Here is a 15,622-nt window from a genome sequence, read left to right as displayed (position 1 = left end):
TCTTTGAACAATATTTCAAACGATCTTTACGTTATATATTCTTGAAGCAACATTGTTCAAACCTAATCCTCTTCCATTTATCCCCTATCCGGAGCGTGGGGTGGTTCTTCCATCCATCCCCTTTCTATTAGGATGTCTATACCCTCCTTCCCATACTGCAAGATTTCAGGAATTAGTTGAAAATATTCAGAAGCAAGATCTGTTCGTGATGAAATACTTAATGCATGACCTATATAGGTCATTCCTTGGGTATTGAGCGTAGTTATAAGATTCATAATGAGCTTTTCAGAAAATGGAGACTGAGTGGAAGTTGTCACTTCTGAATTAACCATTATCGTACCAAGCAAATCTTCATTGATTAAAGTATGGTTTAAGAAATTAATTTGTTTCTTAGCTAATTTTTTACCTTTTATTAAAAATTTTTTTATTTTATCATCTTTTACAACTTGAATAAAACTTATTAGTAAGATTAAACCAAAATAGTTCCTCTCAATATTAAAAAACATTTCAGATAGCTCAAGAACATTTAAAGGGCGCTTCTTTTCTAACCATTTGGACAAAAAAGTTTCTTTATCTGTAATAAATTCAACTTTATCAGGATATGGGATCATCGGTGGACGATCGTATATCCCTTTAGATAACATAAAATTAACTGTTTTATTATAGAGTTCCGTTGTAGAAGTTAAACACTTAGAGAAGAATGTACGAATATCTTCGCGGGCCACGTTAGAAATTTGGATACCATAGGTCATCAAACCGATACGGCTCATACCGTAAACGTAGCTTACAGGAAATAAATCGAAAAACAGTGGTGGAGCTGAAAGGTCAATATCTTCATTGGTAAATCCCTTAGGAATAGGAATATTTTCTTTTTCAAAAATGTTCTTTATTTCCTCAATATGTTTACTTGATAAATCGAATGTTAGTTTAATTAAGGATTTAACATCTTCATTGCTCGAATGTTGCAAGAAATGCTTAGTGATACAGATTGATAAGCTATCATTTATATAAGTAGCCCATAATCCTGCAATTTCAGTAGATGATAAACCTACATTATGTTTTTTAGTCATAAAAAATCTCCTTTTACTGGGATTTTATTTTTTATTAGTTTGCACATAAAATAAAAAAATATATAATAAGTGAGTAGAATATTAATTGTTTTGGTATTCTCCTCCTATAATATAGCCGGTTATTATACGAAGGCGAAGAAGAGCCAATCACTTGATTAACATAATTGACTCAGTCATTTTTCAATAGTACCGTTGTAATACTGTTTTTTAAAAGAGCTTCAACCAAAAAAGAAGCCTCTCAAATGTAACTGAACTCAAGAGAGGCCTCCGTTAATACACATCAATGTTAACAAACAAATATCACTTTATAATACGCTAAAGGGGATAATGACATCACGAGTTAACTTGGAACCATTAAGTTTATTGATATTCCATATCACGTTTTTTATACCCTAGTAATCCAATCGTAAGAAGTAATACTGCAAACACGCTTAATAGGAAAATCGGAAGGAATGTCACATCTTCAATTGGTGCTTGGGGAACATGTCCAAAAGGTGATAATTTCGCTGCCCAATTAGGAATTTGAAAAATGCTACCGAAATAGATGACGATAAATCCATAAAATACATAAACCCATATGAGACTAGTCAGTTTTGGCAAATAGGCGATGAGTAGTGATGAAACTCCTATCATAACGAGCATAGCTGGAAAATAACTCATAAATGCTCCGTAAATCATTCTAAAGCTTAGTCCTTCCTCAAGTACGGCTGTTCCAGCAGACCAAAGACCAATGGCTCCGAGTGAGCTCATAACAAAGCCAGTCATCACAGAGATAGTGATATATCCTCCAAGTAACCGCATCCTGGAAACCGCCCTACTTAATAAATGTTCCAATCGACCTTTTTTCTCTTCCGCCCGAACTTTATTGATCGCCATAATAGGAGGAATCACTCCAATTAAAGTGATGACAATAACAAGCATTGGTAAAAACTGCTCCATAAGAGAAAACCCATCTACCGAAACCAATATTTGGGAATACAGTTCATTGTCACCGATAAACGCTTCAATATCTCCTAAAACAGAACCGTAGGAAGCCCCTAGCACATACATCCCCACCGCCCAGGAAATGATTCCAGTACGTTGTAGCCGCAGTGAAAGACCAATGGGATTCTGTAAAAAGGCAGAGGCATATTTTCTGCCTGGTTTTGCAGGTATAAACCCACTTTCCAAGTCTCTAACTGCATTCAAAACATTTGCTAAGATGAATAAGAGGAACGAAGCACCTACCATAAGGAGAATTGGACCCCAGTTGTTGTTCCAATAAACTTCCGCTTTTGTCACCAAACCAAGAGGGGAAATCCATGATAACGCTTCATTGCTTACATCTGTCATTCCGCGTACAAGGTAACTGATCAGTAACACAGCAATGGATAGACCCATTGTTCCTCTTGAACTTTCTGAGAGTTGGGCAAATACGGCCGTCATACCTCCAAAAAATAAGAGGGTTGCTCCTAATGCTGCTCCATAAAGTAAAGATCCCTCCAGATTCATCGTTTCTATCCCTAGAGCATATAAACCGATTCCATTGACTAATGCTAAAACGACACTTGTTCCAATAGTCACGAGTAAGGTAGCACTAAGGTAGGAAAGCTTTCCAGACGGCAAGGAACGAATCATTTCGAGACGACCATCTTCTTCATCTGCCCGAGTATGCTTGGCAACAAGTAAGATCCCCATGAGTCCGACAATGACCGCTGTCATTAATAGCATCTGATGGGCCGTCATCGCCCCTATTGTATAGTTTTCTAAATTTCCAGGTCCCAGCATAGCTGTCATAGCAGGGTTTTTCATAGTTTCTGTCATTCCGGCAATGTCTTCCTTGGCATCCCCGTACAAGTTTTGAAATGCTACAGGCATTATTATTGTAAAAAAAGATAATCCAACAAGCCATAATGGAATCCGAATACGATCTAAGCGAAGAATAAACAGCGCTAACGGAACGGTTTTGGCAAATAAGTTTTTAGCCATTCGTACCTCCTCGTGTCACGATAGACTTATCATGACCTTCGTAATGACTCATAAATAAATCCTCTAACGTTGGTGGTGCACTCTCCAGTTTGAGAATTCCAAATTGACTAAGATGCTTCATCACGTTATCAAGTTCCTCTGTGTCAGCTTGGAAGGTTACACCATGTTCGGTTTCCTCCCATTCATGAACACCTTTCAGTTCTTTTATCCCCTTCATCGGATGTTTTGTTTCGGCAAGAATTTGTGTTCTCGTTAAATGACGCAATTCTTTCAGAGTACCAGTTTCAATCATTTTTCCTTGTCGAATAATAGCTACCTTATCACATAGTCTTTCCACTTCAGATAGGATATGGCTTGAAAGGAGTACGCTTTTCCCTTGCTTTTTTACCTCCTCTACACAATCCTGGAATACCTTTTCCATCAACGGGTCAAGGCCTGAGGTTGGTTCATCGAGAATATATAAATCAGCATCAGAGGAAAAAGCCGCAATTAAAGCAACCTTTTGTCTGTTCCCTTTTGAATACGTACGACATTTTTTCGATGGATCTAAATCAAACCTTTGGATCAATTCTTCTCTTTTGCTTTGATGATTTGTGCCCTTAAGTTTTACAAAAAGATCGATGACTTCTCCACCAGTTAAATTAGGCCATAAGTTTACATCCCCAGGTACGTAGGCTATGCGTTTGTGTATTTCCACTGCCTCATCCCATGCATCCTTTCCGAATATTTTCACTTCCCCTTTTGTAGCCTTTAAGATACCGAGTAGTATTCGTATTGTTGTTGATTTACCCGCTCCGTTCGGTCCAATAAACCCAATGACTTCCCCACTGTTCACTTTAAGGTTGACCCCATCCAAAGCGGTAAATTTACCAAACCTCTTCATCAGATTTGTTGCCTCTAATAAGCTCGTCATCATTCTTCATCCCCTTCTTTATAAAATGATCGTTTCAATATGTCTGAATAACTCTCCCATTGTTTAAGCATCTCCATATCGATTTCATCATACGACTTTATTTTTTTCTGCGCTTCTTCAGCGAATCCGAGCATCGTCCAATTAAGGATGTTCATTGCTTTTTTAATATCAATATCCTTTTGAAATTTTGAAAAATCAATATTTTCATAAATTTTCCCATACCCTTTTTTAAGAGCAAGCTCTTTATTTTTTATAATTTCTGTTTTGACTTCAACAGACTCTTCGTTATTTATCGATGTCAGGAAATCAAACACTTTAGGTGATTTTTTTTGAATTCTAAACTTAATTAACCCAATTTGCCCTATTCGTTTAAACAAGTCGGTTTGAGACATATCTATTTCTTTATAAATTTGTTCGATTACCTTATTTCCATAACCGATTAAAAACAAATAGAGCTCTTTTTTATTATTAAAGTAATTAAACAGGGAGCCTTTTGATATACCGGCCTCTTTGACAATTTCATTGGTAGAAGCTTTGTCAAACCCACTTTTGACAAATTCTTGCATCGCCGCATTGATAATTCGATTCTGTTTTTCTAATGGAAGACTTAAAAATTTTGAATAAATGGTCTATCCCTCCTATGCATGTAGATAAGTGACCACTTTGGTCATAATTAATTTACCACCATTGACCATAATGGTCAATATAAATTTTCACACAAAAAATTAACCCCCCTCAAACAAAATGTTTTTACAATATTGCAGTAGTAAAACTTTTTCCATAAGGGGGATTCAGAATATATAGTTTCTTCTATTTTGTGCTCATTTATAAAAAACCATCAAAGTTATATTAGCTACGGAGTATAAACCAAAATGAAAAGACAATAGGTTATCATCATTCACTCCCAAATAAGCCGTACAAAAATAAATGTGTTATTTCTTTTCGTAGTTCGACGTCGAGGTTTTCTCTTACCTCAGGGTTATTCATGATTGAAGATAAAGAATTCATGTACATCATAATCGCTCGTGCAGAAATTTCGTGTGTCATATATCCCTCTTCTTTTCCTTGCTCAATTACCTTCAAAAACAAAGGAAGAACTCTTTTTACCGAAAACTCTTCTATATATTTTTTGACATCAGGATCTTCAAACATGAAATTCTTTAAACCTTCGTTATTTAGCATTTCTTGATTTTTAGTTGATATCGATAGAAATGTCTTAATTTTTTCTTTATAAGGCATTTCCCTATCATCAACAAGCTTCTGAAACTCCCCGAAAACTTCTTCTGTCACTTGATAGAAAACTTGTTTCGTAAGTTCTTCTTTACTTCCAAAAAAATTATAGATCGATGCTGGCGAGACATCAGCTCGTTCTGCAATTTCTCGCACACCAATTTCCCTTAGGTTTCGAGTTCCAACAAGATCTGTTAGTGCATCTATAATTTGCTTTTTTTTCTCGTTTCGTCTTTTTTCAAAGCCATTCATTCTTCTAACCACCTCTATAGTATTCTAAAACAAAATTATATAACAAGACAAATTATTCGTTACAAAAAATATAGACAGAAAAGATTCCAAATGATATTATGTAACGGAAGTGTCATTTTGTTATATAACTTTAGGGGTGGAGGGAACTTTAAATGATTCAAGTAAAATCATTGACTAAAAAATATTCCAATGGAAAAGGGATTTTCGATGTAAGCTTTCAAGTTAAAAAAGGTGAGATTTTTGGGTTTCTTGGTCCAAATGGAGCTGGAAAAACAACAACAATGCGTCATTTAATGGGGTTTGTAAATCCAACAAGTGGTAGCGCATCAATTGCAGGTTTGGATTGTCGGACGCAGGCTTCTGAGATACAAAAAAAACTAGGATATGTCCCTGGAGAAATTGCATTTTTTGATAACATGACAGGAAAACAATTTCTCAAGTTTATTGCAGGGATGCGAGGTGCTCACAATAACAAACGACAAGACAGTCTCATAGAACGTTTCGAATTAGAAGCTGATAGAAAAATTCGCAGGATGTCAAAAGGAATGAAACAAAAGGTTGGTTTAATTGCGGCATTTATGCACGACCCAGAGGTGGTCATTCTTGATGAACCAACGAGTGGGCTAGATCCACTCATGCAGAAAAAGTTTGTCGAGCTTATCCAGGAAGAAAGAAGTCGTGGTAAAACCATTCTTATGTCTTCCCATATTTTTGGTGAAATAGATAGTACTTGTGAAAGAGTAGCAATCATCAGGGATGGAAGGCTGGTCGCAGTTGAAGATATTACTACATTAAAATCATCGTTAGAAAAAAGGTTTTATATTACATTTGCTACAACCACCGATATTGCAAAAATTAAGGCAAGTGGTTTGAACTATGAAATCAAAGACGAAACCAAAGTCGAGATCGTTGTTACTGGGAACTATAACGAAATGGTCAAAACGTTAGCAAATTGTAGCTTAGTAAGTATTGATACTTCAACACAAACATTAGAGGAAATCTTTATGCGCTATTATAGCAAGGAGGGAAAATAATATGTCATTCACATTATTTAAAGCAGACTTAAAAGCGAACCGCTTTATTTGGTTGCTCATCACGATCATATATTCGTTTTATGCTATCATGATTGCTTCCATGTTTGATCCTGAAAATACAGAGGCAATGGCAGAAATGATGGAAATGATGCCGAAAGAGTTCCTTGATGCTATCGGGTTTAAAGTAGGGACGACATTGTTAACTCACATATCAGGCTCTTTATATTCAATGCTCTTATATTTATTTCCATTAATTATAACGATCATTGTTAACCATCGTCTTTTAGCAAGTCACATAGACAAAGGTAGCATGGCCTATTTACTTTCTACCTCAAATTCCCGTGGGAAAATTGCTGTAACACAAGCAATTTTTAGTCTGCTTTCAATTACGTTATTGTTTGCAGTGATTACCGGTGTACAAATGAGTGTTGCATCTTCTATGTTCCCAGGCGAGTTAGAAGTTGGGAAATTTATGTTGCTAAATGTTTATGCATTAATTCTCTATTACGCAATCAGTGGGATATGTTTTTTTGCTTCAGCTATTTCTAATGAAACAAGATTTAGTTTTGGCCTTGGCGCAGGTCTTCCGATTGCATTTATTATGTTAGATATGCTTGGTAATTCAGCAGAGAACATGAGTTGGATTGGAAACTTATCTCTATATGCTCTGTTTAACCCAGATCGATTATTTGCTGGTGATGCTTTTGCCTATATTGCAATGGTCGTTTTAGGTGTACTTGCCAGTATCCTTTATGCTAGTGCAATCATACTATTTAAAAAGCGTGACTTGCCGTTATAATAGCTGTTTTAGTCTTATCATGCGTGCTGATTAACCATAATTATAACAGACCCAACATGAAATAAGGTTGGCTGAAAGTGAGATTCTTTCTGCAAACCATGTAACGTGCAAAACAAACACTTTTGCTGTTTCACCTTGCACCCATTGATCAAATTCTTAATATTTTTTCACCTAAAAGTTGAGTGTCAAGTCTTTGTACTTAACAACCCTCTTCATTTTGTCTTACTGTACAGTATCCATATTTATAACTTATAATGTTTTTTGTTTCATTGTAATAAGCCCTTCTGCTTTCCCTGCTACCTGAATCTCCCCCATACTCTCCTTCATAAAAAAATTTTGATATTATGGGCAACCGCAATCATTAGCTTTTTCTGAAGCCAATTCTTCGGGAGATTGCTTAGCAAAATATACTTTTAAGGAGTCGGGTACTTGAAAAGCTTCAGTTTCCAAATCTGAAACTTTTTTATCTTCTACATAGGCTCGTAATACAGCATCGATTATTAAACCAGATGGAGGAGTTGAATAATCATTTCCGTTCCACTCCCAATATCTATCTTCTAAGCCGTGGACGTCTCCCTTTGTTGGAATTATTTCCATTTCAGCTATCCTTATAGTAGGCGATGCTTTAAAGTGTAACGACTTAGTCTGTTCTAAACTTTGAATGAGTGTTTTCTTAAACTCGATTACCGTATCTACCTGTTCCAATATCGGTTTCAACTCATCGATTACCTGACTCACCTGCTCTTCTACGCTTGTGCAAGTACTGCAACTCGATGCTCCAACACGGGTCATATCTAGCTCTAAAAAGTGTACAGTAATTCTACGTTTATCATTATTAGAAGCTCTTGATGAGGATTGGTCACATTTACATTCAACCTTGTTTTGTTCGTTCACATCATAACCTCCTTGAATATTTAATTGATTAAGTCAACTATATTCTCAAAAAAATTTAGGATATGCTAATCATTCATCCCCCTCTTCCCCGAGTTGAACCTGCTGCATTGCACTATTTAATGCCTGTAATGAAGTCATAACGACCTGGCACATTGCAGGATCAAGTTTTTTTAGAATATTTTCATTCCTTAGCGCTACCTCTACTTCTATACGATCAATCAGTTCTGACCCTTGTGAAGATAACACAATACAACAAACGCGACCATCTTCGGGATGTGTTTTACGTAACACGTATCCTTTATCAATCAGTTTATCGATTACACGAGTTGCTCCACCACGAGTTATGTTTAATTGTTTTGCAAGTTCGTTCATCGTTATTGTACGTTCAGAGTCGCGTTTAAGATAACTTAGAGTGCGGCACTCGGAGGCTGACAGGTCATAACAACATAGATGTTCTTGCTCACGCATATGGAAACGATCACTGATTGAGTATAGAAGCTCAGTAAGCTCTTTTGATTGATTTTGAACATTCATTATCTGATCACCAAATTTCATAATATAGTTGACTTAATCAAATAGTATACTTTTATCGATTGGATGTCAATATATAACTCACCAAAATTGATCTTTTGTTAGTACACTAAACATTTCCATAAAACTTATTGTGATTTCATCTAGTTTGCCCTAATTTTGTGGAAATTTTATTAAGTTTGATTTACCAATACATCAACCCGATATTCATTTGACAAATGTAAAAAACCAACTATAACTCTTTTATTTCTAACATTTTTTTAAAGATCTTAAAAAAAGCTCTCAATATCGAGAGCTCTACTTATCTGAATTACCAGATGGTTGTTGAACTTCTTTAATCACAACCTTACAGCAAGACGACTCCTTATTTTCTTTCTCTTTAAGTTTACTCAATAAGTTTTTCAGCATACTTCCACCCCCTTTCAAATCATTGTTTACCCAATCTAACCATTTAGGTAATATTTCATTTCAATTTCCTGTTTCCGTTGACCTACTTTGTTATCAATAAGGAGTTGTTTCGTATGCTTACTCCATCTATCGCAACATTTTCTTACCTTAGGGTCTTTAAATTTCAAACTATTGACAAACTTCAAAAACATTTAAATTCCTCCCTTAAATAAAATAGAAGATGAAACCAGATATTGTTGACATACTTAAAACAGATATCACAAACATAACAATTAACTCTTTTTTGAAAATTGCTTTTAACAATACTAACTCTGGTAAACTTGCTCCCGCTGAACTAATCATCATCGCCATTACGGGCCCTAGTGCCATTCCATTTACAATTAGAATTTGAGATATCGGAATCATGCTTGATAAACGAATGTATAGCGGTATCCCTACTATTGCAGCCAGTGGAATCAACCACCATACATCACTGCCGAAATAGGTACTAATAAATTCCGCTGGCACAAGTCCATGAATGATTGCACCGATGGCTGCACCTATCAGTAAATAAGGGTAAACTGACTTCATAAGATCCCAAGTTTCTTTCCATGCATTTCTCCAAGAAAACGTCTTTGATGTATGTTCATACCCACTCATTACTACATTTTTTAATGACTTTTCAAATCCGAATTTCTCCAAAAGTAATCCAATTATTAAAGAAAGCGAAGCAGTAATAATTATGTATAAGATGGTTACTTTCCATCCCATAATGACCGTCATAATAGTTAGAATCGTAGGATCTAGTACAGGCGAGGCAAATAAAAACACCATTACAACCCCAAACCTCACATGGTTTTTAAGCAGATTTAAGATAACTGGAATGGTTGAACAAGAACAAAAGGGTGTAATAAAGGCAAATAATAATGCAATGACCCCTCCGACTACTGGATTTGAATTCTTTAGGTGTTTTTTAACTTTATCGTAAGGTATATACGCCTGAATTAAATTCAGAAGAAATGAAACCCCTACAAACAAAATAGTTAACTGTGCAGCAATGATCAAAAAGCTCTTAAATGTCTCAAACATAAAATCCCCTCCGTATATCAACTTTTTTTGATTTTAACCACTTAATAAATCAATTTTTTTTGATGTAATATCTAAAATAATTCCCAGCTTCAGTGAGCTGGGCGAAATAAACAACAAAGTTCTTCAGATAAGAGATGGTCGATCACTTTGTTATTTATCTTGTAGTAGTTCCATGTACCCTTTTTTGTTTCATAATAATATCTGCATCTAATAAAATTTTCAAATGATATGAAAGCTTAGACTGGGGAATATCCAATAGATCAGTTAAATCACAAACACACGCTGACCCTTCCTTACACAATATGGCTAGTAGATGTAGGCGTTTTTGATCTGCCAATGCCTTAAACCTTTTTTCATAGGCCGCAAAGTCTGTCACTTCTAGAGTAGAATTTAAGGGAATTGTCTTAATCATATTAGCCCCTTCCTTAATCAATTTTTTTTGATGTAATTCTATAATACATCCAATTTTCACTACCCGCAAGTATTATATCGATTTTTTTTGATTTAATATATGATACTTGTCTAATCGTACATTAAATCAAAACGAAGTAGATACGTTAAAAATAGAAAATAATCAACACTTTGTTTTGAAATGGGCTTTACCTACTAGTATTTCAGATAAGATTTTTTTTGACTCCTCTAATTTTTTTTGCTTGTTTTCAATCTCTTTTAGTTTGTTCTCAACAAATTTCACCTTTTCCTCGTATGCTAAGGGACAATCTTGATTATTTAAAGTACTTAAATCATTAAGAGTAAATCCAATTGACAAAAGTGTTTTCACATCTTCTAGATAATCGACGACCTTTTCATTAAAAATACGATAATTATTCACATCTCTTGTTAATAACGTATCTGGTATTAAATTTTTTCGTTCATAAAACCTTATTGTAGAGATTGGCAAACCTGTTTTTTGGGAAACATCATTTATTTTCATAATATGACCTCTTTTCACTTGCTATAAACCTAAGTTCATAGTTCATATTAGGAATATGATAACGAAGGGCATGAATAATGTCAAAAAACTAATGTTATCAAAAAGGAGAGATTACATGTTAACCAAGCTACAAAATAATGATTTTGCCAATATTGTAGGAGGACGCCGTTCTGTACGAAATTACGATGAAAACATTAAAATTTCAAGAGATGAACTAAGGGAAATGATATCAGAAGCCAGCTCAGCTCCATCTTCCGCAAACATGCAGCCTTGGCGTATAGTTGTTGTTGATACTCCGGAAGGAAAAGAAAAGCTAAAACCACTTGTTCAATTCAATACTTTACAGAACGATACATCCTCAGCAATGCTATTGATTTTTGGTGATACAGAAAGCTATTTAAATGTTGAAGATATCTATAATGAAGCTGTTAGACAAGGAAAAATGCCTGCCGATGTACGAGATAAACAGCTGAAACAGATTATGGATTTTTTTCCAAGTCTCCCAAGAGAAATGAGGATTGAAATTGCTAAAATTGACAGCAGTCTCTTTGCAATGCAACTTATGCTAATAGCTCGTGCACATGGATATGATACGAACCCAATAGGCGGTTTTGAACACGACCAATTAGCTGAAACTTTTGAAATAGATAAAAGCCGGTATGTACCAGTAATGATTTTATCAATAGGTAAAGCGAAAGAAGAAGGTTATGAATCGATTCGTTTAAGTTCAGATAAAATCACTTTTTGGAGATAAATTAAATTTAAGAGATTGGAACAACCTAGTAATGAACAAAGGTGGTATTCACGATGATTAGTGAGTGCCACTTTTGTTAGAAACGATGTCATGCTATCAGAAGGAATAACGTAATATGCCAAACTTAGAAAAAATTAAACCTTAATATAAGCTATAAAGGTTGTCCGATATGCCAAGACTCATGAAGAGTCTTCGCTTTCGTCCTGCGCCTCTTTGTTAAGTGCTTTCTGTTGTTCAGGTGTTAGCGAGTTCCATGCTGACCATCCCGCAAGATGATAATCCTTTATTCTTTTTTGAAGTTCTTCTGGGGTCAATTCTCCAGGACTAATCACATGAACAACCGTTTTCCCAAGCTTGTAGGTGGCATCATAATTTTGTTCTGTCATCGAATCACCTCAAGACAGTATATGCTCTAATATCATTAGGACTGCCATATTAAATCCACCCTTGGACAGTGTTTACTACAATTCAACAACACTAGTCGTACGGCTCATCATAAAAAATATCTTGAAAAAAACACCGTATTTTTAACAATTCTAATTTTGATTGCACCTCTACAGTTGCAATGCACTTAACCTCATCTTTAACATAGTTGCTACTTCTTCTCTGGACTTTCCACCTCAAAGGTTCCATAACGTGTTAAAATGAATGAATGTACTACAATCTTATTTGTCGAACGGAGGACTATTATGAAAATAAATACCGTTAATCAGAATAATATTGAAATTGCTGTTGTAACTAGCAGTGAGATACTAATAAAAGATGTTCAATCGGCATTGGATTTTATGGCGACAGTGGCTTATGAAACAGGCTGTAACCGTATCATTTTGAATAAATCAGCATTATGTGAGGGCTTTTTTCATTTAAGTACAAAACTCGCAGGGGAAATATTACAAAAGTTTATCAATTATCATGTGAAAATAGCTATTATAGGGGACTTTTCTGTATATTCAAGTAAGAGTTTGAAAGACTTTATCTATGAAAGCAATAGCGGGAAAGATATATTTTTCTTTCCTAATGAGAAGCAAGCAATTGATAAATTAAGTTTAGTCTAGATGACATATACGTAGATTACTGGAGGGTGCAAAGCAAAAGTGAGCCCCCTCAGTATAGATCCTCCAGCAGCATCATGTCTCCCTCTCGGAAATGTCTAATATGAATTCAGATGATTTCTTCAACACAATTCCCCTTCTCAAAATAGCATAAATTAAATAGGTTAATGAAAAAATCTCATAGAAGTTTAGCCATATAATATTCGTCAACATATTGTCCATCAATGAGCAAAGAATGTTTTTTTATTCCTTCAATTTCAAACCCCATTTTTTTATAGAGTGCAACAGCAACAAAATTGTGACACATCACTGTCAGTTCGAGCCTATGAATATCGTTTAACTTGCACCAGTTTTCAAGTTCAACAAATAATTTTGTTCCAATCCCATGACCTATATAATTTTTCACGATTCCAGTCACTATATACGCACTATGGCGCATTCGCATGAAGTTTTCTCTATTAGCAGATAAATACCCTACTAATTCATTACCTATTTCAGAAACTAATATTAAGGAAAGTTTATTTTTTAAGACATCTTCAATATACTTCGCCTCCAATTCTATTGTTGTTTTTCTTTCATTAGGTTCCAACATCATAAACTTAGATTCTGTATCCAAATTTTTGCGTAATTCTAAAAAGTTCTTTGCATCAGTTACTCTAATTTCTCTTATAGTCATAGTATTCCCCCTACCATGTGGCTAAATAATTAAATCATATATCTTCTATAGATAGACTGCTCATCAGAATAAAACAAAACATTTTAATTTATAGTACTAACCTCCCCTTTAGTTTAACATTAATTTCCTTTTTATTGACATAAAAAATGCGTTTCTTGTTACAAGAAACGTACCTCGTTTTGTTGAACAAGAAAATGTCCCAATCGATATGATTGGAACATTAAAAATTTAAAAATTGTTTCAATTTTACTGTGACCAAGAAGCGATAGCTACCTTCATAGAAATACTCTGCTTAATACCGACCATACTTCTTTTTCCACTGTCCTTTTTCCAAATCAAATTCTAATTTTTCTAAGATTGTGTAGCGTATTTCCGTAGGTGCATTTGAAAGAACAATAAAGAAAGTACGCTGTTTCCGCACTCGTTACTTCATTAAAAATTTATAATTTCTTTTCAAAAAAGGTTAAGGATATTTGCTCATTCACCATGATTTCTTTAATATCTTGAAATCCATTCTTTTTATAAAATCTAACTGCTGGTGAATTTTTAGAACCTGTTGCTACTTTTATCTTTTTAACCTCGTACTTACTTTCAATAAAATTTAATAGCAATTGTGCAATCCCTTTCCTAAAATGGTTCGGATGTACGATTAACCTATGAATATCAATTTCATCGTCAACTACTTTTAAAGAAATTGCTCCGCATAGTTCTTTATTTTCATAATAACCAAAGAAAGTTTCATCGCAATGTTGTAATGTATAAACTGTATCCTTTAATGGTGGTATTTCATATGAACCAATTATTTCTGCCTCAACTCTATATGATAGTATTTGAACATTTAAAACATCTTCTGCGTATTTGCTATTATTAATATCAATTATTTTTATCAAGGGAACCCTCCCATTCAATTATTGTCATCTTCCACAAACCTGCTTCGTTAGCACAATCAGGCAAGCGATGCTTTATTAAAGCATCGCATCCATTTGTTTAAGTACATTTGAAACCAACAGTTATCCAAAATGATAATGAAACCACCAAACAATAAGAATCATACTCACTATTCCCCAAGCTGTGACACTTACTATCCACCAAATTATGGACTTAGCTTTTGTTGAACTTTCCTCGTCTTCCGTATTCGCTTTTATAAAAGCGAGCTTACTTTCCATACCTTTTTTCATAGAAAATCCGATTATTATGAAACCAATAGTTATCCAGAGCAATAAGTCCACCTTTTATACTTCTTTTTTTGTGGATTACTTCTTTCAATCTTCTTTACTATCCTGTCTCTTTATTTTAACATTAATTTCCTTTTTATTAACATAAAAAATACGTTCCTTTTTCGAGAACGCTTCCGCTAGCTCAATAACAGCTATCTTAATTTACCTAATTACCAGTAATTAATTCAAATAAAGTTTCTGACTCGTTTTCGGGTAGATTTATATACTTTGTTTCACCTTCGATAACTATCTCAAGTCTATCGCCATTAGGTGTCACCCATATTGCATAGTTCGATGAGTTCAAACTAAAACGGTACTCAGGTGGTAAATCCATAGAAACTTCTATATTTCCCTCCCAATCTGCATCTACCAGAATTTTTTCAACCGATTTTAATTCATCCTTGTTATCAATCACTTTAGTGGTTTTATATCCGTCAACGGTACGCTCTTCAACTGTTATTTCCCTAGCTTCCACTAATGAAGCTTCTTGGACTTGTTTTTCTTCCTGTTGATTATCACTACAACCAAACAAAGCAATCATTCCAATTAGGATTGTTATAGCAAAGAACATCTTGTTTTTCATCATTAATTCTCCCCCCTAAGATTGGACGATAACTTTTATTTAAAGGTTTCACTTTTTTCCTTAACCAGAATTGCGTCTTCCAGATACACGAAAAGAAGCGCATACCCAATAAGGTAAAGAAATGCGCCTTCTACCAATTCTTATTTATTCTTTCTTATCATCCTTATCAACTCGTGTATCTAAAGATTATAATGGAGATCCTGCGTCTTCCACAATTGATGCATTGTCGTCAATGGTTA

At 34.6% G+C, this 15,622-nt stretch carries 18 protein-coding genes and 1 pseudogene; 4 read left to right on the top strand and 15 right to left on the bottom strand.

Annotated elements, in window-relative coordinates:
- Positions 1-77: 77 nt before the first annotated feature.
- From JCM9152_RS14155 to JCM9152_RS14135, 5 genes are all read right to left on the bottom strand, one after another.
- Positions 78-1,070: a DUF3231 family protein gene (locus JCM9152_RS14155; RefSeq protein WP_035345609.1), complete on the bottom strand. Its 993-nt coding sequence runs from the start codon at positions 1,068-1,070 to the stop codon at positions 78-80.
- A gap of 360 nt (positions 1,071-1,430) precedes the next feature.
- Positions 1,431-3,038 carry an ABC transporter permease gene (locus tag JCM9152_RS14150; RefSeq protein ID WP_035345607.1) on the bottom strand — a complete coding sequence of 536 codons (1,608 nt, stop codon included), beginning with the start codon at positions 3,036-3,038 and terminating at the stop codon, positions 1,431-1,433.
- The gene (locus JCM9152_RS14145; protein ID WP_235715721.1) at positions 3,031-3,954 is read right to left on the bottom strand and encodes an ABC transporter ATP-binding protein; all 924 of its coding nucleotides are present in this window, start codon (positions 3,952-3,954) and stop codon (positions 3,031-3,033) included. The genes JCM9152_RS14150 and JCM9152_RS14145 overlap by 8 nt, the downstream gene beginning before the upstream one ends.
- Positions 3,951-4,529, bottom strand: coding sequence for a TetR/AcrR family transcriptional regulator (locus JCM9152_RS14140; RefSeq protein ID WP_268870742.1), 579 nt, complete (start codon positions 4,527-4,529; stop codon positions 3,951-3,953). The genes JCM9152_RS14145 and JCM9152_RS14140 overlap by 4 nt, the downstream gene beginning before the upstream one ends.
- A gap of 316 nt (positions 4,530-4,845) precedes the next feature.
- On the bottom strand, positions 4,846-5,433 hold the full coding sequence (locus JCM9152_RS14135; RefSeq protein ID WP_035345603.1) for a TetR/AcrR family transcriptional regulator: 588 nt from the start codon (positions 5,431-5,433) through the stop codon (positions 4,846-4,848).
- Between the two features lie 152 nt (positions 5,434-5,585).
- Between JCM9152_RS14135 and JCM9152_RS14130 the strand changes: the two genes are divergently transcribed.
- Positions 5,586-6,467: an ABC transporter ATP-binding protein gene (locus JCM9152_RS14130; RefSeq protein ID WP_035345601.1), complete on the top strand. Its 882-nt coding sequence runs from the start codon at positions 5,586-5,588 to the stop codon at positions 6,465-6,467.
- 1 nt (position 6,468) lies between these two features.
- Entirely contained in the window at positions 6,469-7,266 is a 798-nt protein-coding gene (locus JCM9152_RS14125) for an ABC transporter permease subunit (RefSeq protein ID WP_035345599.1), read from the top strand.
- Positions 7,267-7,608: 342 nt separating this feature from the next.
- Here JCM9152_RS14125 and JCM9152_RS14120 read toward each other — a convergent pair whose 3' ends face one another.
- The 5 genes and pseudogenes from JCM9152_RS14120 to JCM9152_RS14100 all read right to left on the bottom strand — a co-directional run bounded on the left by JCM9152_RS14120 (position 7,609) and on the right by JCM9152_RS14100 (position 11,101).
- Positions 7,609-8,160: a DUF2703 domain-containing protein gene (locus tag JCM9152_RS14120; protein WP_035345597.1), complete on the bottom strand. Its 552-nt coding sequence runs from the start codon at positions 8,158-8,160 to the stop codon at positions 7,609-7,611.
- Positions 8,161-8,229: 69 nt separating this feature from the next.
- Positions 8,230-8,694, bottom strand: a complete 465-nt coding sequence (locus tag JCM9152_RS14115; RefSeq protein ID WP_035345595.1) for a MarR family winged helix-turn-helix transcriptional regulator — start codon at positions 8,692-8,694, stop codon at positions 8,230-8,232.
- A 609-nt stretch (positions 8,695-9,303) separates the two neighbouring features.
- On the bottom strand, positions 9,304-10,167 hold the full coding sequence (locus JCM9152_RS14110; RefSeq protein WP_035345593.1) for a permease: 864 nt from the start codon (positions 10,165-10,167) through the stop codon (positions 9,304-9,306).
- Positions 10,168-10,256: 89 nt separating this feature from the next.
- A pseudogene (locus tag JCM9152_RS14105) lies at positions 10,257-10,579 on the bottom strand (ArsR/SmtB family transcription factor).
- Between the two features lie 162 nt (positions 10,580-10,741).
- Positions 10,742-11,101: a MerR family transcriptional regulator gene (locus JCM9152_RS14100; RefSeq protein WP_035345591.1), complete on the bottom strand. Its 360-nt coding sequence runs from the start codon at positions 11,099-11,101 to the stop codon at positions 10,742-10,744.
- A 115-nt stretch (positions 11,102-11,216) separates the two neighbouring features.
- Here JCM9152_RS14100 and JCM9152_RS14095 point away from each other — a divergent pair, with 115 nt between their 5' ends.
- Complete coding sequence (locus tag JCM9152_RS14095; RefSeq protein ID WP_035345589.1) at positions 11,217-11,855, top strand: nitroreductase family protein; 639 nt, start codon at positions 11,217-11,219, stop codon at positions 11,853-11,855.
- A 179-nt stretch (positions 11,856-12,034) separates the two neighbouring features.
- Here JCM9152_RS14095 and JCM9152_RS14090 read toward each other — a convergent pair whose 3' ends face one another.
- Positions 12,035-12,241, bottom strand: a complete 207-nt coding sequence (locus tag JCM9152_RS14090; protein ID WP_035345587.1) for a hypothetical protein — start codon at positions 12,239-12,241, stop codon at positions 12,035-12,037.
- 303 nt (positions 12,242-12,544) lie between these two features.
- On the opposite strand from JCM9152_RS14090, the gene JCM9152_RS14085 reads away from it, so the two are divergent.
- Positions 12,545-12,910, top strand: a complete 366-nt coding sequence (locus tag JCM9152_RS14085) for a DUF4180 domain-containing protein (RefSeq protein WP_035345585.1) — start codon at positions 12,545-12,547, stop codon at positions 12,908-12,910.
- A 175-nt stretch (positions 12,911-13,085) separates the two neighbouring features.
- Here JCM9152_RS14085 and JCM9152_RS14080 read toward each other — a convergent pair whose 3' ends face one another.
- The 4 genes from JCM9152_RS14080 to JCM9152_RS14065 form a co-directional block, all read right to left on the bottom strand.
- Entirely contained in the window at positions 13,086-13,583 is a 498-nt protein-coding gene (locus JCM9152_RS14080) for a GNAT family N-acetyltransferase (RefSeq protein ID WP_035345583.1), read from the bottom strand.
- Positions 13,584-14,023: 440 nt separating this feature from the next.
- Complete coding sequence (locus tag JCM9152_RS14075; RefSeq protein WP_035345581.1) at positions 14,024-14,473, bottom strand: GNAT family N-acetyltransferase; 450 nt, start codon at positions 14,471-14,473, stop codon at positions 14,024-14,026.
- Between the two features lie 120 nt (positions 14,474-14,593).
- Positions 14,594-14,812, bottom strand: a complete 219-nt coding sequence (locus tag JCM9152_RS14070) for a hypothetical protein (protein WP_035345579.1) — start codon at positions 14,810-14,812, stop codon at positions 14,594-14,596.
- Between the two features lie 154 nt (positions 14,813-14,966).
- The gene (locus JCM9152_RS14065; RefSeq protein WP_035345577.1) at positions 14,967-15,386 is read right to left on the bottom strand and encodes a hypothetical protein; all 420 of its coding nucleotides are present in this window, start codon (positions 15,384-15,386) and stop codon (positions 14,967-14,969) included.
- Positions 15,387-15,622: the final 236 nt, after the last annotated feature.

This window comes from Halalkalibacter hemicellulosilyticusJCM 9152, assembly GCF_000513115.1.
Taxonomy (GTDB): domain Bacteria; phylum Bacillota; class Bacilli; order Bacillales; family Bacillaceae_D; genus Halalkalibacter; species Halalkalibacter hemicellulosilyticus.
This window is presented reverse-complemented; position numbering and strand designations above follow the sequence as displayed.